General features: G+C 66.5%; 21 protein-coding genes, 1 tRNA gene and 1 pseudogene. 10 read left to right on the plus strand and 13 right to left on the minus strand.

The window, feature by feature from the left end; all coding sequences use genetic code 11:
- The first annotated feature begins 41 nt into the window (after positions 1–41).
- The 4 genes and pseudogenes from TK49_RS17490 (at position 42) to TK49_RS24275 (ending at position 2,504) form a co-directional block, all read left to right on the plus strand.
- On the plus strand, positions 42–1,103 hold the full coding sequence (locus tag TK49_RS17490; protein ID WP_045218515.1) for an SDR family oxidoreductase: 1,062 nt from the start codon (positions 42–44) through the stop codon (positions 1,101–1,103).
- A gap of 98 nt (positions 1,104–1,201) precedes the next feature.
- Positions 1,202–1,278, plus strand: a tRNA-OTHER gene (locus TK49_RS17495).
- 365 nt (positions 1,279–1,643) lie between these two features.
- Positions 1,644–1,959: pseudogene (locus tag TK49_RS17500) on the plus strand (type 1 glutamine amidotransferase family protein); the annotation flags it as partial.
- 50 nt (positions 1,960–2,009) lie between these two features.
- A complete protein-coding gene (locus tag TK49_RS24275; protein WP_099050679.1) occupies positions 2,010–2,504 on the plus strand; it encodes a PA1136 family autoinducer-binding transcriptional regulator in 495 nt (164 codons plus the stop codon).
- A 156-nt stretch (positions 2,505–2,660) separates the two neighbouring features.
- Here the strand turns inward: TK49_RS24275 and TK49_RS17510 are convergent, their stop codons facing one another.
- Positions 2,661–2,924: a hypothetical protein gene (locus tag TK49_RS17510; protein WP_045218519.1), complete on the minus strand. Its 264-nt coding sequence runs from the start codon at positions 2,922–2,924 to the stop codon at positions 2,661–2,663.
- A gap of 128 nt (positions 2,925–3,052) precedes the next feature.
- Positions 3,053–3,706 (minus strand): hypothetical protein, encoded by a 654-nt coding sequence (locus TK49_RS24605; RefSeq protein ID WP_147282554.1) that lies wholly within the window; start codon positions 3,704–3,706, stop codon positions 3,053–3,055.
- A gap of 246 nt (positions 3,707–3,952) precedes the next feature.
- On the opposite strand from TK49_RS24605, the gene TK49_RS17525 reads away from it, so the two are divergent.
- On the plus strand, positions 3,953–5,083 hold the full coding sequence (locus tag TK49_RS17525; protein WP_045218525.1) for a methyltransferase: 1,131 nt from the start codon (positions 3,953–3,955) through the stop codon (positions 5,081–5,083).
- 4 nt (positions 5,084–5,087) lie between these two features.
- Here TK49_RS17525 and TK49_RS17530 read toward each other — a convergent pair whose 3' ends face one another.
- Positions 5,088–6,347, minus strand: coding sequence for a BaiN/RdsA family NAD(P)/FAD-dependent oxidoreductase (locus TK49_RS17530; protein ID WP_045220272.1), 1,260 nt, complete (start codon positions 6,345–6,347; stop codon positions 5,088–5,090).
- A gap of 212 nt (positions 6,348–6,559) precedes the next feature.
- Between TK49_RS17530 and TK49_RS17535 the strand changes: the two genes are divergently transcribed.
- The gene (locus TK49_RS17535) at positions 6,560–7,396 is read left to right on the plus strand and encodes a class I SAM-dependent methyltransferase (RefSeq protein ID WP_045218527.1); all 837 of its coding nucleotides are present in this window, start codon (positions 6,560–6,562) and stop codon (positions 7,394–7,396) included.
- 40 nt (positions 7,397–7,436) lie between these two features.
- Here TK49_RS17535 and TK49_RS17540 read toward each other — a convergent pair whose 3' ends face one another.
- The 3 genes from TK49_RS17540 to TK49_RS17550 form a co-directional block, all read right to left on the minus strand.
- Positions 7,437–8,330, minus strand: a complete 894-nt coding sequence (locus TK49_RS17540) for a LysR family transcriptional regulator (RefSeq protein ID WP_045218528.1) — start codon at positions 8,328–8,330, stop codon at positions 7,437–7,439.
- Positions 8,331–8,411: 81 nt separating this feature from the next.
- On the minus strand, positions 8,412–9,014 hold the full coding sequence (locus TK49_RS17545; protein WP_045218530.1) for a cysteine hydrolase family protein: 603 nt from the start codon (positions 9,012–9,014) through the stop codon (positions 8,412–8,414).
- A gap of 114 nt (positions 9,015–9,128) precedes the next feature.
- Positions 9,129–10,601: a sensor domain-containing diguanylate cyclase gene (locus TK49_RS17550; RefSeq protein WP_045218533.1), complete on the minus strand. Its 1,473-nt coding sequence runs from the start codon at positions 10,599–10,601 to the stop codon at positions 9,129–9,131.
- A gap of 554 nt (positions 10,602–11,155) precedes the next feature.
- Between TK49_RS17550 and TK49_RS17555 the strand changes: the two genes are divergently transcribed.
- Entirely contained in the window at positions 11,156–13,363 is a 2,208-nt protein-coding gene (locus TK49_RS17555) for a M1 family metallopeptidase (protein ID WP_045218535.1), read from the plus strand.
- Between the two features lie 101 nt (positions 13,364–13,464).
- On the opposite strand, the gene TK49_RS17560 is transcribed toward TK49_RS17555, so the two are convergent.
- The 6 genes from TK49_RS17560 to TK49_RS17585 all read right to left on the minus strand — a co-directional run bounded on the left by TK49_RS17560 (position 13,465) and on the right by TK49_RS17585 (position 20,611).
- Positions 13,465–13,788, minus strand: a complete 324-nt coding sequence (locus TK49_RS17560; protein ID WP_045218538.1) for a P-II family nitrogen regulator — start codon at positions 13,786–13,788, stop codon at positions 13,465–13,467.
- A complete protein-coding gene (locus TK49_RS17565; protein ID WP_045218540.1) occupies positions 13,785–16,943 on the minus strand; it encodes an efflux RND transporter permease subunit in 3,159 nt (1,052 codons plus the stop codon). The genes TK49_RS17560 and TK49_RS17565 overlap by 4 nt, the downstream gene beginning before the upstream one ends.
- Positions 16,940–18,106 (minus strand): efflux RND transporter periplasmic adaptor subunit, encoded by a 1,167-nt coding sequence (locus TK49_RS17570; RefSeq protein WP_197742992.1) that lies wholly within the window; start codon positions 18,104–18,106, stop codon positions 16,940–16,942. Before TK49_RS17570 ends, TK49_RS17565 begins: the two co-directional genes overlap by 4 nt.
- Positions 18,107–18,147: 41 nt before the next feature.
- On the minus strand, positions 18,148–19,518 hold the full coding sequence (locus TK49_RS17575) for a TolC family protein (RefSeq protein ID WP_045218542.1): 1,371 nt from the start codon (positions 19,516–19,518) through the stop codon (positions 18,148–18,150).
- 113 nt (positions 19,519–19,631) lie between these two features.
- Positions 19,632–20,159, minus strand: coding sequence for a membrane protein (locus tag TK49_RS17580; protein WP_045218545.1), 528 nt, complete (start codon positions 20,157–20,159; stop codon positions 19,632–19,634).
- Between the two features lie 68 nt (positions 20,160–20,227).
- The gene (locus TK49_RS17585) at positions 20,228–20,611 is read right to left on the minus strand and encodes a winged helix-turn-helix transcriptional regulator (RefSeq protein ID WP_045218547.1); all 384 of its coding nucleotides are present in this window, start codon (positions 20,609–20,611) and stop codon (positions 20,228–20,230) included.
- 108 nt (positions 20,612–20,719) lie between these two features.
- Between TK49_RS17585 and TK49_RS17590 the strand changes: the two genes are divergently transcribed.
- The 3 genes from TK49_RS17590 to TK49_RS17600 all read left to right on the plus strand — a co-directional run bounded on the left by TK49_RS17590 (position 20,720) and on the right by TK49_RS17600 (position 22,250).
- A complete protein-coding gene (locus TK49_RS17590) occupies positions 20,720–21,046 on the plus strand; it encodes a DMT family transporter (protein ID WP_045218549.1) in 327 nt (108 codons plus the stop codon).
- A 67-nt stretch (positions 21,047–21,113) separates the two neighbouring features.
- On the plus strand, positions 21,114–21,548 hold the full coding sequence (locus TK49_RS17595) for an Rrf2 family transcriptional regulator (RefSeq protein ID WP_045218551.1): 435 nt from the start codon (positions 21,114–21,116) through the stop codon (positions 21,546–21,548).
- 90 nt (positions 21,549–21,638) lie between these two features.
- Positions 21,639–22,250, plus strand: coding sequence for an NAD(P)-dependent oxidoreductase (locus tag TK49_RS17600; RefSeq protein WP_045218552.1), 612 nt, complete (start codon positions 21,639–21,641; stop codon positions 22,248–22,250).
- On the opposite strand, the gene TK49_RS24610 is transcribed toward TK49_RS17600, so the two are convergent.
- Positions 22,251–22,562, minus strand: coding sequence for a hypothetical protein (locus TK49_RS24610; protein ID WP_157774012.1), 312 nt, complete (start codon positions 22,560–22,562; stop codon positions 22,251–22,253).
- Positions 22,563–22,745: the final 183 nt, after the last annotated feature.

Below are 22,745 nucleotides of genomic sequence, written 5' to 3' on the forward strand. Positions count from 1 at the left end.
CGACGTCTCCCCCTTCGTTTCAACCCATACGCAATATCACCATGACTGCACAGAACAAAGTCGCGCTCGTCGTGGGCGCACAGGGCGTGATCGGCCGCAACCTGATCGACCACCTTGCCACGCTCGGCGACTGGCACATCGTGGGCCTGTCGCGGCGCGGCGGCGAGTCGAACGGGCGCATCCGCCACATTGCCGTCGACCTGCTCGATGCCGCAGACACGCGTGCCAGGCTGCACACATTGAGCAACGTCACCCACATCTTCTACGCCGCCTACCAGGACCGGCCTACGTGGGCCGAACTCGTGCCGCCCAACCTGGCCATGCTGACCAACGTGGTCGACGCCATCGAAGACGCGTCGCCCAACCTTGCGCACGTGAGCCTGATGCAGGGCTACAAGGTCTACGGCGGACACCTCGGCCCGTTCAAGACGCCGGCCCGCGAAACCGACGCGCATTTCATGCCGCCCGAGTTCATGTTCGACCAGCAGACGTTCCTGCAAGCGCGCCAGCAGGGCAAGGCGTGGACGTGGTCGGCCATCCGCCCGGCGGTGGTGGGCGGCTTTGCGCTGGGCAACCCGATGAACCTGGCCGTGGCCATTGCCGTGTATGCGTCGATCTCCAAAGAACTGGGCCTGCCGCTGCGCTTTCCCGGCAAACCCGGTGCGTACGATCACCTGCTGGAGATGACCGACGCAGGCCTGCTGGCCCGCGCCACCGTGTGGGCCGCCACCAACCCGCGCTGCGCCAACCAGGCCTTCAACATCAACAACGGCGACCTGTTCCGCTGGAGCGAGATGTGGCCCAAGATCGCGCACTACTTCGACCTGGAAGTCGCCCCGCCGCTGCCGCTGTCGCTAGACACCGTCATGGCCGACAAGGAACCGCTCTGGCAAAGCATGATCGCCAGGCATGGTCTGGCCGACACGCCCTACAGCGATGTGTCTTCGTGGCGCTTTGCCGACTTCGTCTTCTCGTGGGACTACGACATGTTCGGCGACGGCACCAAGGCGCGCCGCTTCGGCTTTCACGAATATGTGGAGACCGAGGCGATGTTCATGCGCATCTTCGACGACCTGCGCCGGCGCAGGATCATTCCGGGCTAGTGCGTCCGGATGCCTGCGCTCGCGCGCTGCATGGATCGATCCGGCTAGGGAAATGTCCCGACTCGGGTCTGCCCGCACAAGGCCGATATAGTGAACACGGGGCGGTAGCTCATGGGTCGAGCGGCGGCGGTTTACCGGCGCAGGCAGGCAGGTTCAAATCCTGTACGCCCCACCATCTGAAGATTTATTGAGGAACAACAAAACTCAATAATCGCGGTATTACAAGGCTTTGCGGGCGATTGTCGTCTGTTCTCTTCCGCTGCCGTTCATTGGCAGCCGGCCAATCGCGGGGCAACTTTGGTCATCCAAGATGAGTTGCCCCCAAATGTCACGAGCGGATATCGCAATCCTTTCCTTCTCGCCGTCCATCCTGCCGGAGGACGCGCCAAAGACCTCGCCGTCTTTTCAGCCAGCGGGACATGATTTCAGTTCTGGACGGGAAATACGCCCACTGCCTTTGTTGGGGGATGCCCCTCATTTGGGGTAACGACACGAGAAATCTAAGCTGCAGGACCGCTCTACCTGAGAAGGAAGCTCATCATGACTCTTCAGCCAGACAGCAAGCAGCCCACACCTGATCCCGCGGAACGCCACGCATTTCTTTCCGTCACCCTATTGGCTCTCGCAATTCACGTCGCCAAAATCGAACCTCTCGGATGCGGTGTATCCGGAAGCGTATCGAGGAGGCCGTCGGAAAGTGCTACTGATCGCGGCCGACGAGCGCTACCTGCTGACCGCAAACGGCACCTTTTTCTCTACGGGCAACCATCCGGTTGAAACGCTCTTGCCGATGTATCACCTCGACCAGGCAGGGTTCGAGTTCGATGTTGCAACGCTATCCGGCAACCCGGACAAGACTGGGTTGGCGACGGGACGGAAGTCACCGCAACCCGGTAAGTCTGCCCAGTGACCCGGCATTTTCTCGATCTAAACGAGCCCTTCTTCTGGACGAAGCACGAGAACGCTCGTGAAGAACGCTATAGCGTCGTCAGGCACCCGCGCGGCGACGGTGTCCACGGCCTCCAGATACCAGTCTTCGGCCCAACCGGCCTTGAAGGTGCGGTGAGCCTTGGCGGCAAGCACATTGATAGCAGCCCCGAAGCGCGCATCCTTCTGAGCCAGGTCGGCGCGGCCGCTTTCCGCGCTGCTCGAAAACGCATAGACGGCCACCCGACTCCGCTCCTTTCTCCGGGCCTTTCACGTCGCGAGCGTGAAATCCTCCAGTGGATTGCCGCGGGTCGGCGTCAAGCCGAAATTGCGGCTGCTTTGGGGCTGTCCGAACGAACCGTAGAGAACCATCTGCGAAAGGCGCGCCACCGTTTGGGCGTCGCCACCACCGCCCAAGCCGTGAGCTTTGCGTTGGCGAATGCCGCGATCGGCCCTGCTGACCCTCCGGCGTAGGGCGCCAGCCGGCGAGCCGCAGTGGTGTTGCGGGGCGGCGCCGGACGCAGGCGGAACGCGGGGGCCCGCCCCTCGCCGGCCCGCCGCTCGTGGTGCCCCTATCCCAGCAGGACGGCAGCAAGCGAACTGCCGTTCGCAGAATAGGCACCACACCGCTCACCGAACGTGCTGCGCTATCCCCCTCAGCTCCGCTAGCGCGGGACGCAGCAGTGCCAGATGAACGCCGTCCTGCGCATACACGGACCTCGCGATTCTCGAATGCAGCTTCGTCTCCGGCTTGCCGCATCCGACCCAGTATCGGTAATAACCGCTCCGGATGGCTTCGGCGTCGGCGCCCGTGACGATATGCGCGCCGCTCTTGTAATGCTGTTCGATCTGCCTGCACAGCGCCTCAAGGGCTTTGTCAGAGGACGTGGCCATTGTTCGCTCCTGTCTCCAGCAGCGGCCTGGCGTCACCGGAAGGGACGCCGCGCCCACGGTCCGCGCCCAAGGGAACAGCGCGCCTCCGCGGTCCCTTTCCGCCAAGGCCTCCCGCAGGCGTCGAACGGTTACTCCTCGGTCATTTCCGCGTGCACCTTGCGGATCATCAGGCGCGCGCGCTGCCGCACCGTCGCCAGCGCCTCCTCGTCGGTTTTCGCGCGACAGATGTACGACTCGCCCAGGGGCCTGCCCGGCGCAAACTTCCCTTCCGGAATGGCACTCCAGGAGACACGGAAATAAGGCGATTCCAACAGTTCGGAATCGCAGGTGACGAGATAGCCGTCTAGCTGGGATGTGGTTTCCATAGTCATTGCGAGACCATCGCGACGATTCGGGGAGCAACCTCCATACCGCCCGAACCCGGCCCACTCCGGCGCCGCTGACGCCCCGTTCCAGGAAAGAAGGCGTGGGACCTCAATCGCGGGCGGGGGCGTGCGGGCAGGCCGGGAAGTGGGCGCATCGTTCACTTCGACGGGTCGGTCCAATGCACCCAGCATCGCGGCCAGCGCCGGTCGAACGAACCACAGCTGGATCCCATCATTGGCAAAAATTGCACGCGCAAGGCAGCGGTGGAATTCGGAATGGGGTTTTCCACAATCCGACCAATAGCGGTAGTAGGCCATGCGAACCGACTCGGCATCGTCGCCGACCAGATCGGCATCGGCTTGCCCATATTTGCCGTTGACGACGGCCCGCAGGATATCGGCTGGCGCAGCGTTCACGGTTTCACTGTTCGGGGTAGAAGACAGAATGGGCAGTATAGGAAATGGTTCGCCCGATCGATGTAGGCGTGAAGCGGCCAGCCGGTCTGATGTCGATCAAACCGTCTCGGGCCAGGCCGTCATGCCGCATCTGCAGGCGACTGCCGTGCGCATTGTGCGTTTGCACCATGAGCGGTATCGTGTCGCCCAATCCGGCGCGATGCCGACTCCCCCGCGCGCGCCTGCGCACCGTACCTGGCAATTCCCGTGACCGACCTCCCCACCCTTTCCTGGACCGACGCTGAAACCGGCGCCGTCCATACCACCCTGTGGCGCTCCGAAGCCGGCAACCCGCCGCCCAGGCGCGTCGTCATTGCCGATGACCGCACCACCGCCGATGCGGCCTACCGCCTGGCCTGCGAAGGCACGGCGCTGCTCTGGCGAGGCGACTTCCACAACGCGCGGCAGCTGCTGCAGGCGATGGCGCGCCGCACCGAACGCAAGCCGCGCAAGCAGGCCACCTCGCCCATCGACGCTTTCAACCTGCACCGGCAAGCGCAGTCGCAACGAGCGCGCACGCTGGGCATGCTGCTGATCCCGCTGGAGGCGGACTACGCGGTCCCGCTGCGGCGTGCCCCCGACGTGCGCGAGGCCTGCACCGAGGCCTACGGCACGAGCGACGCGGCTTCCGTCGTCTCGCTGCGCGAGCTGCTGGGGCTGATCGGCGCGCATGAATGGCGCAAGAAGGGTGTCGAGATTCCCGCGCTGGGCGGTGAACGCGTTCACCCGCATTACGGCGTGTTCTCGCCGGTGCGCGGCGAATACATCGACCTGGTAGCGCGGGCGCCGCTTCCATCAAGGGCACTTGCATTCGACATTGGCACAGGCACGGGTGTGCTGGCAGCGGTGCTGGCCAAGCGCGGCGTGAAGCGCGTGGTCGGTACCGATCAGGACGCGCGAGCCCTGGCCTGCGCGCGCGAGAATGTGGCGCGCCTCGGCCTGCAGGGCCAGGTAGAGGTGGTGGAAGCGGACCTTTTTCCCGAAGGCCGGGCGCCGCTCATCGTCTGCAACCCGCCGTGGCTGCCGGCGCGGCCGAGCTCTCCGGTCGAGCGCGCCGTATATGACCCGGACAACCGCATGCTGCGCGGTTTCCTGGAAGGGCTCACCGCGCATCTGGAGCCCGATGGCGAAGGCTGGCTGATCCTCTCGGACTTTGCCGAACACCTCGGCCTGCGCACGCGCGATGCCCTGTTCGCGATGATCGACGCGGCCGGCCTGCAGGTCATCGGCCGCGACGACATCAAACCCAGGCACCCCAAGGCTTCCGACCCGGCAGACCCGCTTCATCAGGCGCGCGTTGCCGAGGTCACGTCGTTGTGGCGGCTGAAAGCGCGCTAGGCCTTCAGCGCGGCGTTGCCAGGTAGTCGAGCACGCCCTGGCCGGCTGCGGCACCCGTCGCAAAGCACGCTGTCAGCAGATAGCCGCCCGTCGGCGCTTCCCAGTCGAGCATCTCGCCTGCGCAGAACACGCCGGGCAGACGCTCGATCATCAGACTGGCGTTCAGCGCCTCGAAGGCCACGCCTCCGGCGCTGCTGATCGCCTCGTCGATGGGCCGGGCGCGGGTGAGCCGCAGCGGCAGCGCCTTGATGGCGTTTGCCAATTGGGCAAGGTCGGCAAAGGCCTCTTTCGACAGGCACTCGCGCAGCAGGCCGAGCTTCACGCCGGTGATGTTCAGCTTGCTCTGCAGATGGCTCGACATCGAGCGGGAGCCGCGCGGGTGCTTCACCGCATCCAGGACGCGCTGCGCGCTCCACCCGGGCGCGAGGTCCAGCCAGATCGTCGCTTCGCCATGCGCTGACAACACCTCGCGGATCGGTGCCGCCAGTGCATAGACGAGGCTGCCTTCAATGCCCGTCTGCGTGACAACGAACTCGCCCTGGCGAAACTGCATCGCGCCGTCATCACCGGACGGCAGCCCGATCGCCACGGACTTGACCGGCTGGCCCGCAAAGCGCTCCTGAAAGAACGGGCTCCAATCGGCGTCGAACCCGCAATTGGCCGGCTGCAGCGGCACCACGTGCACGCCGCGCGCCTGCAGCAACGGCACCCATGCACCGTCTGAACCGAGGCGCGGCCAGCTTCCGCCGCCCGTGGCCAGCACCACGGCGTCGGCCGGTACGAACCGTTCGCCGTCAGACGTATCGAAACGCAGCACGTGCGCGTGCTGCGAGGGCTCTGCCCAGCCCGTCCAGCGATGCCGCATGTGCAGCTTCACGCCGGCCTCGCGCAACCGATGCAGCCAGGCACGCAGCAACGGCGCGGCCTTCATCTCGGTCGGGAACACGCGGCCCGAGGTGCCCACGAACGTGTCGATGCCCAGTCCGTGGATCCACGCGCGCAGCGCGTCCGGGCTCAGGCGCTGGATGAGCGGCGCGAGCACATCCTGCCGTGCGCGATACCGGCCGACAAACGCGTCGAGCGGTTCGGAGTGCGTGATGTTCATCCCGCCGATGCCCGCCAGCAGGAACTTGCGCCCAGCCGACGGCATGGCATCGAACACGTCGACGCGCACGCCTTGGCGAGACAGGACTTCTGCCGCCATCAGGCCGGCGGGGCCGGCGCCGATGATGGCGACTTGCGGAGCGTTTTGCGATTCGGGCATGCGAAGAAAGGTCCGGAGCACCGCGGGCAAGCGGGGGGGCGCCATTGTCCCATCCTGTCGCGATGGCCTGCAATCGACGTGCCCCATCGTCCGCGTGCGGGCCGGCTCCCGTGCGGTGAGCTGCTTTTCGGTAAACTCACGCCTTCACCCGCGCATTCCTTCAGGCACTGCGCCTGCGCCCATGGCGCCGCATGCCGCCAGGCTGTCCCACGATGTCCAACAAGACCCACGAAATCCGCCCCAACCAGTCCATCGAGCTGCTCAAGGAACTGCACATCCTCACGCGCGACGGCAAGATGAACCAGGACAGCCGGCGCAAGCTCAAGCAGGTCTACCACCTGTTCCAGTTCATCGAACCGCTGATGGCCGATGTGCAACAGGCCAAGGGCCACGTCTCGCTGGTCGATCACGGCGCCGGCAAGTCGTACCTCGGCTTCATCCTGTACGACCTGTTCTGCAAGGAACACCCCGGTGACGGCACCTCGCACATCTACGGCATCGAAACGCGCGAAGAGCTGGTCGCCAAATCGACCGAGCTGGCCGCGCGGCTCGGGTTCAAGGGAATGTCGTTCCTGAACCTGTCGGTGGCGGAGTCGATCACATCGGACCAGCTGCCCGCCACGGTGGACATCGTCACCGCGCTGCATGCCTGCAACACCGCCACGGACGATGCGATCCGCTTCGCACTCGAAAAGAAGGCCAAATACATCGTGCTCGTGCCCTGCTGCCAGGCCGAGGTGGCGGGCGTGCTGCGCAAGAACAAGAGCAAGTCGCTTGGCAACGCGCTTACCGAAATCTGGCGCCACCCGCTGCACACGCGCGAATTCGGCAGCCAGGTCACGAACGTGCTGCGCTGCCTGCAGCTCGAAGCGCACGGCTATCAGGTGAGCGTGACCGAGCTCGTCGGCTGGGAGCACTCGATGAAGAACGAACTGATCATCGCGCAGTACAAGAACCTGCCGCGCCGCCGCGCCACCGAGCGCCTGAACGAGGTGATCAGCACGCTGGGGCTGGAAGAGCTGCACGAGCGGTTCTTTACGCCTGCCTGACACAGGCCGCGTCCGTGCTGCCGCGCCCGCAAGGCGCCTGCTAACGGGCGCGATAGTGCTCGCTCATGTAGTCGACGAAGGCCCGGACCTTGGGCGCTACATGGCGGGTATGCGGATAGAGCGCGTAGTAGATGCGGCGGCCGAGCGTGCAGCCCGGCAGCACGTGCACGAGGTGCCCACGCGCCATCGCCGGCCGCACGGTATTCCATGTGAAGGCGGCAATGCCGACGCCCGAGAGCGCGGCGGCATAGGCGGCGGTAATCGCATCCGTCGTCAGCCGCCCTCCCACGGAAACGGACACGGTGGTGCCCTGCGCGGTTTCAATCGACCATTCGGCGGCCGTCCGCGAGCCCGAGAACGCGATCAGCTCGTGCTGGCCGAGGGCTTGCGGCGTCGTGGGCAGCCCGCGCCTGGCGAGATATACCGGCGATGCCACCAGCACGATGCTGGATTCGGCCAGCGGCTTCGCCATCAGGCTGCTGTCGCCCAGGGGCCGGCTGATCCGCAGAGCCACGTCAACGCCTTCCGCAACGAGGTCGACCATCTCGTCGCTGCAGGACAGATCGAGGCGGATATCGGGGTAACGCTGCTGGAAGGCCGGCAGCCAATCGTCGAGCTCGAGCGTGCCGATGGCCAGCGGTACGCTCACGCGCAGGGTGCCGGCAACGCGCTGATGCTCGTTTGCCATGGCCTGCGAGGCAGCGTCCACGCGCGCGAGGATGTCGACGCAGGCTTCGTGATAGCGCTGTCCGGCCGCGGTGAGCGAGAAGCGGCGCGTCGTGCGATTGAGCAGCTGTACGCCCAGTTCGGCTTCGAGCCGCTTGAGCTGGCGGGACACTGAGGAATGCGTGCTGTCCAGGCGCTCCGCCGCAGCGGAAAACCCTTGCGCCTCCACGATGGCGCAGAACACACGCATGGCAAGCAACTGGTCCATGGTCGAATGGGCTCGGCAGGCACCGTGTGCCTGGCCGCCCGTGTAGCCGAGGCGTCGGATGCTATCACGCGCGCCCGCGCCCTACGCCGCCTGAAGCGCCATCACCTCGCGCGTGCGCATGACCGTGCCGAATGTGTCGGCAATCTCCGCCAGCGCAGCACGATGCAGCTCATCGTGCGACACGCTGATCCGTTCGTCGACCACGATATCGCGCGTGGCGCAGGCATCGTCCACGACGATCACCTCGAACCCGGCCGGCACGGCATCGCGCGCGGCGCCGGCCACGCAGGCGTGCGTCATGAGGCCGCATATGACCAGATGCGTCATGCCGTCGCGCTTCAGTTCATCGGCCAGGCCGGTGCCGGCAAACACGCTGACCGCGCTCTTCTGCACGAGGCGGTGGCCGGGCCGCTGGCGGACGTCCGCATGCATGGCGGCATGCCGCGAGAAGATGGGCGCCTGAGCCGGCGCCACGTGCTGGACGTGCACGACCTGCCAGCCCCGCCGGTCGGCAACGTCGATCAACGCGTTCGCATGGGCCAGCGCCTGCACGCCGTCGGGAACGGGCAGCGCGCCGGTGAAGTACTCATCCTGGAAATCGATCACGAGCAGCGCCGTGCGCCGGGCGGGAAGCGATGCCGGCGCGCTTGCACCGAGGATGCTGCGCAGGGTTGGCTTGGACATATCGGCTCCTGAAGAAACGGTCAGGAGCACAGTCTGTCAGGGCGTGCGCCACACAGCCAGCGCTGCCCGGCGACAGGCTCTGTGCATTGCGTGCACAGATCGATGCATCGGCGTCTATGCCAGGCGCTCGCTTACCTGTTGCAAGCGCTTGTCTTCGTACATCGCCGCGTCGGCGTCGCGCAAGGCCTCTTCGAGGCGGCCGCCCTCGTGGCAGGTGGCCGCCCCCATCGAGAAGGCCAGCGCCGGGCCGGAGTAGAACTGGTTGTTGAGCTCAACCAGCGTGCGCAGGCTTTCCATCAGCGTCTCGCCGGCTTTCTCGTCGGCCCCGGGCATCAGCACCGCAAACTCGTCGCCGCCGATGCGGGCTGCATGCGCGGGCTTGTCGATGGCCTTGCCGAGCACCTCACCCGCGCGGCGCAGCAACGCGTCGCCCGCCGCATGGCCGAGCTGGTCGTTGACCGTCTGCAAGCCGTTGAGGTCGATCATGATGACCGTCACGGGGAACGGCCCCTTGCGCTCGAGCCGGTTGATCTCCTCCACATAGAACGACCGGTTCTTCAGCTTGGTGAGCACGTCGTGCTTGCCCAGGTATTCGAGATACGACTCGGCCTTCTTGCGCGCGGTGATGTCGGTCAGCGCCAGCAGCACCATGTCCCAGTCCTGCTCGCGGCCGGGGAACACCGAGAACTGCAGGTGGATATTGACCGGATTGCCGTCGAGCCCGTAGTTGACCACTTCGCGCTGCTGGAAGAGCTTGCCGTCCCACAGGTCGATCAGCTGCTCGCGGAAATGCGGGCGCATGTCGTCGCGAAACACCTCGGGCAGCCGGCCCAGCAGATCGTTGCGGCTGCGCGCCTTGAACATCTCGAGCGTGAAGCCGTTCACATCGAGCACCTGGATTTCCTGCATGCAGCGCTCGACGAATTCAGGATGCACATCGGTAAAGGTGCGGAAGTCGGTGATGCCCTGCATGCGGACCTCATCCAGCAGCGACTTGATGGCGCTGAAGTTCTCCACCCACAGCGACACCGGCGCGTGCTCGAACACGCCGCGCGCATACATCTGGCTGGCCGCGGCGCGGCGGCGCGCGTCTTCCAGCTCCGTGATGTCGTCCACCGCCACCAGCACGCGGTCCCACGGCTGCGCGTGATCGGGCAACAGCACGCCCTTGAGCAGGATGTCGAGCCGGCGGCCGCCCAGCGTGTAGTTGACGCTGCGGCTCTCGAACGCGCGCTCGCCGGCCCACAGCTGCACCAGCTCGCCGACGTGGGCTTCGAGCATGTCGTCGCGCAGCACGTCGGCCAGGCGCGCGGTCAGGGTGGCGGCATCGGGTGCGCCGTACATCGCCAGCGTGCGCCGGTTCACGCGCAGCACCTTGATGCATGCGGAGCAGGCCGCCACCCGCGCAGCATCCTCTTCAAGGAACCGCCGCAGATCCGTCACGCCCGCGGCGCGCCACTGGGCAAAGAGCTGGTGCAGGTCGCTGTAGTCCTCCAACCACAGCGAGGTCGGCGTGACGTCAAAAAAGTCGATCAGGTCGACCCCCACAGCCGCCGGGCTGCTGACACTTCCGGGCGCGGATTGCATGCGTTGCTTAACAGAAAACAGGACAACCTCGAAGCGTACCGGCTTTGCGCCATACCGCGCATGACGCCCCCCTCATCCGGAAGGATTACCCCCGTGGGCGGCGCCCTTTCCATTGCTGCGGCGCAGCTAGGGCTCGGCATGCAGGAAAGTTCCCCACTGGTTCTTTGTCATCGGCCGCCGCATTCAATGTCTCTTTAACCGGTGTTGTAAAAATCACCATGCCGATTTTTAAATCGCTTTCACAAAACAGCATGCCGGTACTTTTCTTTCAACGCGATTTGAAAAACCTACCCGACCCCCGTCATCACCGCAGCTGTCTTCACGCTGCGTGGTGCCAAAACTGCAATCCTGGCGCGGGTTTTGTGCGGGTGTGAATTAAAAAACTTCGTCTCGATTCGCACAACGTTTCATCCAGAATCCGTGCATCCCGTGCGCGGCCAGTGATGTGTACCGCGCAAGAAACGGGAAATTCCTTGTCCCGATTCGGCGACTCACCACCGGACCTGCTTTCGGACCCCGGGCCGCCGATTCGTTTCCATCTCAGGAGAAATGCAATGCGGGATTCGACCACCCGTCGTCGTACGCCGACGACACGCTCGTTCAAGCTGGCACTTGCCGCGCAAGCCGTGGCGGCGCTGATTCTCGCCGCGTGCGGCGGCGGCGCAGACGATGCGCTCACGCCGGCCGGCGGCAAGCTGGACGCCAACGGATCGCAGCAGCAGGGCAACACCAGCAACGGCAATGGCAACGCCCAGGCACCGGCGGTCGACGCATCGGTGCCACCGGTCGAGCTTCCCGACTACATCAAGCCCGTCAACTACAAGCTGTGGTTCCGCCCCAGTGCAGACCTGAACAGCTTCTCGGGCCGCGCCGACGTGGAGATCAAGGTCACGAAACAGACGGGCGCCGTCACGCTGGCCGTGCGCGACCTCAAGTTCGACGCCTCGCGGCTGACGCTCACGCCCACCTCCGGCAATGGCCCGTCGCGCGTGCTGGTGCCGATCCCGCAATCGCAGGGCGCGTTCTACGACCTGCGCGACCCCACCGGCGACATCAAGCCCGGCAACTACGTGCTGCACATGGAATGGACGGGCACGATCAACTTCACAAAGGCGGAAGGCATCTTCAAGCTCGGGCTGCAGGCCGCCACGGGCGAGAGCTCCGACGCCATCGTCACGCAGGGCGAATCGAACTTCGCGCGCGAGTGGTTCCCGAGCTGGGACGAGCCCGCCTTCCGCAACACCTTTGAGGTGACGGCCGAGATCCCGGGCGACTGGAAGGCCGTGGCCAACGGCAAGCAGACCGGCGCAACCAAGCTCCCGGACGGCTACCAGCAGGTCACCTTTGCGAAGACGCCGCCGATGCCCGCCTACCTGCTCTTCTTCGGCGGCGGCAAGTTCGACATCCTGGAAGACCAGTTCACGAGCCCGCTCGACGGCAGCAACATGCGCCTGCGCTGGTGGGTGCCGCCCGGCGAGGCGCACTCCGCGGTGGCCGGCATGCAGTTCACCAAGGAAGCGCTGAACCACTACTACAACTACTTCCAGATCCCGCTGCCGTTCGACAAGATGGACACCATCGCGGCCAACGACAGCTACAACAACAAGAACGCCGGCTTTGGCGGCATGGAGAACTGGGGGGCCATCTTCGAGTTTGCCGACCAGGTGCTCGTACCGCCCGAGGGCGCGCCCACCTCGGTCCACACGATGGGCAAGGCGCGCTCGTTCGTGGTGGTGTCGCACGAGCTGGCGCACCAATGGTTTGGCGACCTCGTCACGCTCGACTGGTGGGACGACATCTGGCTCAACGAATCCTTCGCCAACTGGTTCGAAAACGTCACCAAGATCACGCTGCACCCGGAGTTCCAGGGCAACACATGGGCGGACTACGCGGCGGTCAAGCAACGCGTCTACACGCTTGACCTGCAGCCGACGGCCGTGCCGGTCCAGCACAACCTCAGCGACGCAGGTTCGATGGACTTCCTGGACCGCTTTGCCTACAACAAGGGCGGCCATGTCCTGCAGATGATCGAGAACTACGTCGGCAAGGACGCCATGCGCCGCGGGCTGCAGAGCTACCTGAACAAGTACAAGTTCGGCAACGGCACGCCGCCGCGCCTGTGGGCAGAACTGGAGGCCGCCAGCGGCAAGCCGGTGGGCAAGGTCGGCGACAGCTTCGTGCGGCAGACCGGCGTACCGCTCGTCACCATTGACGCGCAGTGCAACCCGGCCACCGACAAGAACGTGCTGACCATCACGCAGAAGGCGTTCCCGAACAAGAACGTGTACTCCGGCTACCAGTGGAACATTCCGCTCACGCTGGCGTACGGCGACGGCTTCGCGCAGACGCAGACCGTGGTGCTGGATCAGCAGACCGCGCAGGTGACGCTGCCGACGTGCTCGGCCGTGCTGGCCAACCCGACGGGCCTCGACTACTACGTGACCAACTACAGCCCGACGCTGTGGAGCGCGCTGCTGGCGCAGGCCGGTTCCATCAGCAACAAGGCAACGACGACCAACATCGCGGGCGACGCCACGCAGTTGTACAACGCGCAGATCATCGACAAGGCGCTGTACGACCAGATTGTGGGCATCCAGAACATGCAGCCTGCCGTGGCCACGCTGGCGGCGCAGTCCGTCACGCCGACGGGGTCGCTGCGTCCGCAGGCGGTGCAGCTGAACCAGATGCAGTCGATGGATCGCCCGATCCACAAGTTCCGCTACGAAGGCGTCATGAAGCACCTGACCGACATCCAGCGGTAAGCACCAAGGCAAACGGGCCGCTTCACCCGAAGCGGCCCGTTGCAACATGGGCTTCGATGGACTGGCGGACGTTGTCCGCCTTTTTCCGTTTCAGCGCGGCGTCAGCCCGTGCGGTGCAGGAACGTTGCCTGCAGCACGTCCGTCATCCACACCGCGCTGTCACCGGTCTGGCCGTGCTCGAGCACCTTCACGGCGCTGTCGAACAGCAGGCCCGCCACCGTGTCGGACGCCACGATCTCGATCCGCACGCGCGGTACGAACTCGGTCAGGTCCTCCTTGATGGAATGCGCGCCCGCCTGGGACGCGACCGGCGGGTACGCATCCACCTCGCCCACCGTCATGCCCGGAAACCCAGGACAGGCGCGCAGTGCCTCATGCACGCGCTCGAGCAACTGCGGGCGCACTACGATGTGGATTTGCTTCATGCCTTGGCCTCCTCATCAAACCATTTGTACAGCGTGGGCAGCATCACCAGCGTGAGCAGCGTGCAGGTCAGCAGGCCGCCGATCACCACGATGGCCAGCGGCCGCTGCACTTCCGAACCCGGTCCCGTCGCGAACAGGAACGGGATCAAACCCAGCATGGCGACGGTCGCCGTCATCATCACGGGGCGGAAGCGCATGCGCGCGCCGAGACGGACGGACTCCGCCACCGACATCCCCTGCTCGCGCAGGCTGCGGATCGTGCTGACCAGCACCACGCCGTTGAGCACCGCGATGCCCCACAGCGCGACAAAGCCCACGGACGCCGGCACCGACAGATACTCGCCGGTGACGAACAACCCGATGATCCCGCCCACCGACGCGAACGGCAGCACGAGGATGATCAGCGTGGCGTAGCGCACGGAGTTGAAGAGCAGGAACAGCAGGAAGAAGATGGCCGCCACCGTGATCGGCACGATCACCTGCAGGTGGCCCATGGCGCGCTCCATGTTCTGGAACTGGCCGCCCCACTCGAGGTAATAGCCCTCGGGCAGCTTCACCTTCTGCGCCACGGCCGATTGCAGCTCGGCCACGAAGCCGCCGAGGTCACGATCACGCACGTTCACGCCCACCACCACACGGCGCTTGCCAAGCTCGCGGCTGATCTGCGCGGGGCCGTCAGTCACCTCGATGCGCGCGATGCTCTCCATCGGCACCTGGGCGCCGTTCGGTGCCGCCACGATCAGGTTGCGGATGGCCTCCACGCTGCCGCGATATGCGTCCGGCAGGCGCACCACCGCGCTGAAGCGGCGTTCGCCCTCGAAGATTTCCGTGGCTTCCTTGCCGCCGATGGCGGTCTCGATCACGTTGTGCACGTCGGCGGCGTTCAGGCCGTGGCGTGCGATGGCCTGGCGGTCGATCGCGATCTGCAGATACTGCTGACCGGTGATGCGTTCCACGCGCATGTCCTGCGCACCGTGGATACCCTGCGCCACCTTGGCAATCGCCTCGGCCTTCTCGCGCAGCGTGTTGAGGTCGTCACCGAACACCTTGATGGCGACGTCCGAACGCACGCCCGTGACCATCTCGTCCACGCGATCGGAAATCGGCTGCGCCATGACGATCTGCACGCCGGGCAGCACCTGCAGCGCCTTGCGCATCGCCTCGGCAATGTCGTCCTGGTTCCAGCCCTTCGGCCATTCATCGCGCGGCTTGAGCGAGACGATCGGGGTCGATTCGTTCTGGCCCTGCGGGTCGGCCGGAGACTCGCCACGGCCCACGCCAGACACCGCCGATTTCACACCCGGCACCTGCATCACCAGGCGCATGGCTTCCATTTCCATGCGGATCGACTCTTCCAGCGAGATGTTCGGCGCGCGGTTGATGCCGGGCACCACCGAGCCTTCCTTCATCTCCGGAATGAACGCCGTGCCCAGGAACGGCATCAGCGCGCCGGTGGCAAAGAACACCGCCACGGCCACGACCACCGTCTTCCGGCCATTGTTCAGGCTCAGCTCGAGCAGGCGCAGGTACGGCTTCTTCAGCTTGCGGATGAGCCACGTATCGTGGGCGTCATGCTCGGCGTGCTTGTCGTGTGCATGGTCGCCGTGTTCGCCCTCTACGTGCGGGTGCGCCTTCGGCTTGAGCAGATACGATGACAGCACCGGCGTGAGCGTGAGCGACAGCACCAGCGAGATGAACAGCGCAATCGCAATCGTGAAGGCCAGCGGCGCGAACATCTTGCCCTCCATGCCTTGCAGCGTCATCAGCGGCAGGAACACCAGGATGATGATGCCCACACCGAAGATCACAGGCGTCGCCACCTCAGTCACCGCGTGCAGGATGATGCGTGCACGGCTCTCGTTCGGATCGCGCGGCTTGGCCAGGTGGGCGAACGCGTTTTCCACTACCACCACCGAGCCGTCGACCATCAGGCCGATCGCGATCGCCAGCCCGCCCAGCGACATCAAATTGGCCGAGATGCCGAGCTTGTTCATCGCCATGAAGGTCAGCAGCGGCGTAAGCACCAAGGTGCCCACCACGATGAGCGATGAGCGGATATCGCCCAGGAACAGCAGCAGCACGATCACCACCAGCACCACACCTTCGGCCAGCACCTTGATGACGGTATTGAGGGCCGAATCGACGAGGTCTGAGCGCTCGTAGTACGGCACGATCTTCAGGCCGTCTGGCAGCATGCCGTTGTCGTTGATCGCCTTCACGCGCTCCTGGATGCGCGCGACGACCTCCTTGGCGTTGCCGCCGCGCATCATCATCACCACGCCGCCCACGGATTCGGTCACGCCGTTCTTGACCACCGCGCCGGCGCGCACCGCCGTGCCGATCTTCACCTCGGCCACATCGCGGATGGTGAGCGGCGTGCCGTTGACCTCCTTAAGCACGATGGCGCCGATGTCGTTGGTATCGCGCACGAGGCCGACGCCGCGGATCAGGTACTGCTCGGCAAAGTGCGGCAGCACGCCGCCGCCCGAGTTGGCATTGTTGGCGGCCAGCGCCTCGAACACCTGCTTGACCGTCACGTTGTGATGGCGCAGGCGCTCAGGGTTGACCAGCACCTGGTACTGCTTCTCGTAGCCGCCCTGCGAGTTGATTTCAGCCACGCCCGGGATGGAGCGCAGCAGCGGGCGCACCACCCAGTCCTGCGCGATGCGACGCTGCGTGAGCTCCTCCACGGAGAGCTCCTTGTCGCCATCGTCCGGCTTGTCGAGCGTGTACTGATACACCTCGCCCAGGCCCGTGGATACGGGGCCGAGCACAGGCGTCACACCCGCCGGCATGCGCGACTGCACCTCGATCAAGCGCTCCATCACAAGCTGGCGCGCGAAGTACACGTCGGTCTCGTCGGTAAAGACGAGAGTGATGAGCGACAGGCCGGGCTTGTTCAGCGAGCGCATCTCGGTCAGCGCAGGCAGGCCGGTCATCGCCATTTCCACCGGAACGGTCACGAAGCGCTCGACCTCCTCCGGCGAGCGGCCAGGCGCCTCGGTGGCGATCTGCACCTGCACGTTGGTCACGTCGGGAAACGCGTCGAGCGAGAGCTTGCGCGCGGCATCGAGCCCGAAGAACAGCAGCACGGCGGCCACCACGGCAACCACCAGCCGCTGCTTGAGCGCGCCGCGAATCAATGCGTCGATCATGCGCCCTCCATCTCGGCGCGCTTGCGCTCGTTGTTCAGGTGGAAGCCGCCTTCCACGACGATCTGCTGGCCGGCCTGCAGACCCGAGATCACGGGCCGCACGCCATTCGATTCATCGCCCAGCTTGACCGGCGTCAGGCGGTAGTCCGTTTCGCTGGCGCGCACGAAGACGTAGTCGCGATTGTCCTCGCGCACCACGGCGGAGGTCGGCACCACGAGCCTGTCTTCGGGGCGCGACTGGATCAGCAGCGTCGCCAGCATCGACGGCTTGAGCGTGCGTTCGGCGTTGTCCACCTCCGTGCGCACCGTCACCGTGCGTGTCTGCGGGTCGACGATGTCGGACACCCAGATCAGCTTGCCGACAATGCGCTCGCCAGCGCCGGTGTCGATCTCCACCGCCTGGCCTGCGCGCACGGCGGCGGCGGCACTTTCGGGCACCTCGCCCACCACCCAGACGCGCGAGAGGTCCGCCACGGTGAAGAGCTCGTCGGCCGGCTGCACGACCTGCCCGCGCGTGACCTTGCGCTCCACCACCGTACCGCTGATGCTCGCCACCACCGGCGAGATGGACGACATGCCGCCCGTGCGCATCCTGGCGAGCGTGGCCGGCGATACGCCCATCACGCGCAGCTGGTCCACCGCCGCGCGCACTTCGGCATCGGCCATGGCCAGCTCGCTCTGGCGCTTCTGCAGTTCGGCCGAGCCGATCACGTCGGCGGCCAGCAGCAGCTTGGCGCGCTCCAGTGCGCGCGCCTGCAGGTCGCGCTGTGCGGCGGCCTTCTGATACGCGAGTTGCGCGGCGCCGAGTTCGGTGCTGTGCAGTTGCGCGAGGATGTCGCCCGCCTTGACGTTCTGGCCAGGCGTGGCAATGAGCTCGGTCACGCGGCCAGTGACGGTCGCGCCGATGCGCGCCACGCGCTGCTCGTCGAACGCGATCTGGCCCGGCACGCGCAGGCGCTCCGAAATCGGCTGCTTGCCAGCCGGCGCCACCTTCAGGCGCTGCACGAGCGTGGGCGGCGCAACGACCAGGTTCGGGTCGGTGGCGGCCTGTGCGGCCTTCGCATCGCTGGCGGTGTCCTTGCCGCAGGCGCTCAGCGCCAGCACGGCGGCCACGGCCATACCGGCCATGCGCAGCGAGAAGGAACGGGAAGAACGTGGTTGCATGGTCGGTCGTGTCATGTGGATTCGGAATGCGTTGCGGCGGCTCATTGGGCCTCCGGGCGCAGGCGGTCGAGTTCGACCGCGGCAGTACGCAGGTCGGCGCGGGCGGCGATCAGGTCGTTGCGGGCCTGGCGGAACACGCGCTGCGCATCCAGGTAGTCGAGAATCCCGCGCTCGCCGTGGCGGTACGCGGCTTCGGCCACGCGCAGGGCAGATTCGGCCTGCTTGACCACGCCAGACTCGAGCGCGCTCACCTGCGACTCGGCGATCTCGTATTGGCGATAGGCCGATTCCACGGCCTGACGCGTCTTGAGTTCGCGGTCGCGCAGCCGCGCACGCGCGCGCTCGAGCACGGCGACCGCTTCGCCGACAGGCCCCTCGCGACGGTCGAACAGCGGAATCGACATCACGAGGCCCACGCGGCTGTCCTGCAGGTCGGGCGCGCGGTCAACGGACCCGCGCAGCGCGAGCGACGGCCAGCGCTGGCTGCGCTCGTGGGCGAGCTGCGCTTCGGCCTCGCGCACGGCGGCGCGGTCGGCCTCGAGATCGGGATGCGTGGCAAGAACCATGCTGACCAGGTCGGCCAGCGGCGGGAGGTGCGCCACCGGCGGTGTCTCGGCATCGGCCGCCACATCGAAGGTCTGCGGCAGGTCGGCGCCCACGGCGCGGCGCAGCTCCGCCAGCGCCTGCTGCACGCGCAGGGCGGCCGCCTGCTCGGTGCGCTGCGCGTTGAGCAGTTCGGCGTCGCCGCGGATGAGCTCATAGCGCGGTGCCTCGCCTGTCTCGACGCGCACGGCCACGCGGCGGCGGATCTGCTCGACCAGCGCCACGTCCTCACGCGCGTTGCGCTGCTCGGCCTCGCGGCGCACGACGTCGTAGAAGCGCAGCTTGAGCTCGGCCTCCACGTCGCGGGCATACGACTGGGCGGTGGCCTGGGAGCCCTCGTAGGCCGCGTCGGCGGCGCGCGTGCGGGCGGCGCGCTGCCACGGCAGATCGAGCTTCTGCGTGATCGACACGCTGTTCGTGCGGCCTTCTGCCGCACCAGGCATGCGCGCGCGCTGGCGGCCCGTCATGGCTTCGATCTCGGGATTGGGCCATGCGCGCGCGGTCGTCATGCCGGCCTGTGCGGCCTGCACCTGCGCCCGCGAGGCCGCGAGCGCCGGGTGGTGGGTGTGCGCAAGCTCGAGCAGTTGCGCCAGCGTGTAGCGCGGCTGCGGAAGCGCTTCGTCACGCGGGGTGCTGGAATCGGCCGTCGCGGCCTTGGCGGGCGCCGGTACGGCCGCAGCCGAGGGAGCGGAAAACGCCGGGGCCGACAAGGCGGCCAGCACGGCGGCAAGAAGCAAATGTTGCGATGCCCGCGCGCCCGCGCGCGATTGCGCGGGGCGAGGTCGGGCCGCGTCCTGATTGGACAACATCCGAAATCATCCTGAAAAAGAGGAACAGGCGAGCGCGAACGCCCAGCCGGTCAGACGAACGGCTGGCGCTGCACTACGAACTCAAGAGGGATGGCTCCGGCCAATGCCGGAGATCAGGCGTGCGCGGGCGGGCGCAGCATGGGCGCCGGCGCGGGGCCGGGCTGGAAAGGCGGGAGTGCGGCACGGACGCGCGCGACACGCAGGCCGGGCGTCAGCGCCATGGGCGGCGGCGGCAGCCAGAGTTCCGGCGCATCGCTCGGATGGTCGGGCGTGGCCGCATTCGTGTCAGGTAGGGCGGGCGCGTCATGCGCCTGCGCAACCCAGTGTTCGGTACTGAAGCACTGGCTGGGCTGCTTGACCACCTTGCCAAGCGCCGCCTGGATTGCGCGCTCGAAACCCTTGCTGGGCTGCGCGACGGCCGGTGTATCGGCAAGGGCATCGTCCACCACGGCCTCGATGGCCTCCAGCGCCTCGTCAGCGGCTTGGCCGTCGGGGAAGTGCGTGGCCGAGAAGACCGAGACGGTGAACAGCAGGCACCAGACAGTGAGCAGCCACCGCACGCCGCGCGTGCGCGAGAGCGTGCCACGCGCATTGGCGCGGCACAGCGTCGGCAAGGCGGATCGGAGTGCGGTCACAGACATGGGGCCCGATACTAGCAGGAAAATTGCTGCATCTGCACATGGCGGCGACCGGCCGCCATGTGCAGATGTCATTCGGAATCGACCTGCATTTTGCGGATCCGTTCCATCTCGGCCCAATGCGCCTTCACCCAGTCGTCCAGCCCCACCAGGGTGCGGTTCAGCGATTCGCCCAGGGGGCTGAGGCGGTATTCCACGTGCGGCGCAACCGCGTCGTAGACGGTGCGCAGGACGAGGCCGTTGGCTTCCAGCGCGCGCAGCGTCTGCGTCAGCATCTTCTGCGAGATGCCCCCGCCCACGCGGCGCAGCAGCGCGTTGTTGCGTACGGGACCGTTTTCCAGTGCGGGGAGGATGCGCAGCGCCCACTTGCCTGCGATCAATTCGAGCGCCTGTACCGATGGACAGGGCTCGACAGCCGCCGGGCCGGCTTCGGCAATGCCCACGTTCTGCGTCATGGTTACCTCCGGGTGCGTACTTGTTGGCAAGCGACCGTACGCCTAATCTGGCGCCACTGCAACGCGCCGGGCCGCGGCTGGCGCCGGCATCGACGGAGGTTCAATGTGATGCAAACCGCTTGGCTCTGGCTGTTGGCCGCGGGCGCCGTGGAGATCGCCATGGCCATTTCGCTCAAGTTCGCGCACGGGTGGACGCGCCCCATCCCGAGCGTGCTCGGCATCGTGACGGCGCTGGGCAGCGTCTTCCTGCTCACGCATGCCATGCGCGGCCTGCCCGCCGGCACGGCCTATGCCGTCTGGACGGGCATCGGCTCGGTGGGTGTGACCGTGCTTGGCATCGTCTTCTTTGGCGAAAGCATGCAGCCCGCGCGGCTGGCCTGCATTGCGCTGGTGATCGCAGGCACGGTCGGCCTGAATTTCTTCAACGGCGCATAGCGCTGCGCTGGGCAGCTTGACGCGAGTTTTATGTGTATCTACACTGATTACACTTTGCGTTGAATCCATGTCCACCAGCAGCCGCTTCGCCGTCGCCGTGCATATCCTGACCCTGCTCGCCAGCGCGGACGGGCCGGTGCCGTCGTCGCTGATCGCGGGCAGCGTGGGGACCAACCCGGCGCTGATCCGGCGGCTGGTGGCGCAACTGGCCGATGCCGGTCTGGTTGTCTCGCAGATGGGCGCAGCGGGCGGCGCCACGCTGGCGCGGCCGGCCGACCGCATCACGCTGCTGGACGTCTTTCACGTGGTGGAGTCTCCGGTGCTCATTGCGCTGCCGCCCAACGCGCCCAATCCTGCGTGCGCCGTGGGCCGCGAGATCACCGGCGTGCTGGAACGCATGACCGAACGCGCGCAGGCCGCGCTGGAAGCCGAACTTGCCGCGCAGACCATCGCCGGTATCCTCGACGAGGTGAGCCACGCGCAACGCCGCCGCCGGGCCTGACCGCCGGCGTGTTTTTTTTGTCCTGATATGCAACCAATTTGATTACATATCACCTCTCAACCGCTTGAGCCATTCCATAAGGAGTTGACTATGAAGATTGCAATCATCGGCGCCACCGGGCGCGTAGGCACCCGCCTGATCGACGAGGCCCTGCGCCGCGGCCACCAGGTCACCGCCATTGCGCGCACGGCATCGAAGCTGCCGGCCCGCCCAGGCCTGACCGCCAAGGACGTCGACGTGGCAGACGCGGCCGGGCTTGCTGCGGCACTGGCCGGCAACGACGTGGCGTTCAGCACCGTGCGCTTTCTGCAGGCAAGCGCGGACCAGATCGTTGGTGGCGTCAAGAAGGCCGGCGTACCGCGCCTGCTGGTGGTGGGCGGCGCGGGCAGCCTCGAGGTGGCACCCGGCAAGGCGCTCATCGATACGCCTGAGTTCCCGAAGGCGTACTTTGCCGAAGCCTCGGCCGGGCGGGACTTCCTCAACGCGCTGCGCAACGAAACCGAGCTGAACTGGACGTTCGTGTCGCCGTCGGCCCTGTTTGAGCCGGGCGAGCGCACGGGGCACTTCCGCATCGGCAAGGACACGCTGCTCGTCGACGCGAACGGCAAGAGTTGGGTGTCGATGGAGGACTTCGCGATCGCGTTCCTCGACGAAGCCGAGAAGCCCGCGCACGCGCGTCAGCGGTTCACTGTCGGCTACTGATCAGCGGCACGTGGACGGCACGGCCAGCGCCCTCTCGAACGGATCGCGCCGCTGGCTTGGGTCCTGCGCCTGCAGGCAGTAGGCGGCGCCGCCGACGTCCACACGGGCTTGCCAGCGGCCGGCGGCACCGCGCGATTCCTGCACGGGCCCGCTCGCGTACGGCGCGGATGCCGCATGCGGCCCGAACGCGTGGCCAGCCCCTTGGGCGGCGCTGCGTGCGACATTGTTTTCCGCCGAAGACCGTGCGGGCCGGGCGGGCGCCGCAGCCATGCCGAGATCGAGCTGGCGCGCCTGAATGGTGGCTGCAGTCATGCGCTCTTCAGTCGCGGCTGGGCCGGCCGCTTCGGGTTGTGGAAGCGATGCGCGCCGTGATGCGGCAGTCGATGGGGCCGGCGGACTTTGCGGGCGCGGCGCGGGACGGGATACGGGAGCCGTTGCGCGCGGCGCCTGATCGTGAAGCAGGCGCCCGAGCAGCAGGGGCCGTTCTTCCCGCAC

Origin of the sequence: Ralstonia mannitolilytica, from assembly GCF_000954135.1 — a bacterium.
GTDB classification, from domain to species: Bacteria; Pseudomonadota; Gammaproteobacteria; order Burkholderiales; family Burkholderiaceae; genus Ralstonia; species Ralstonia mannitolilytica.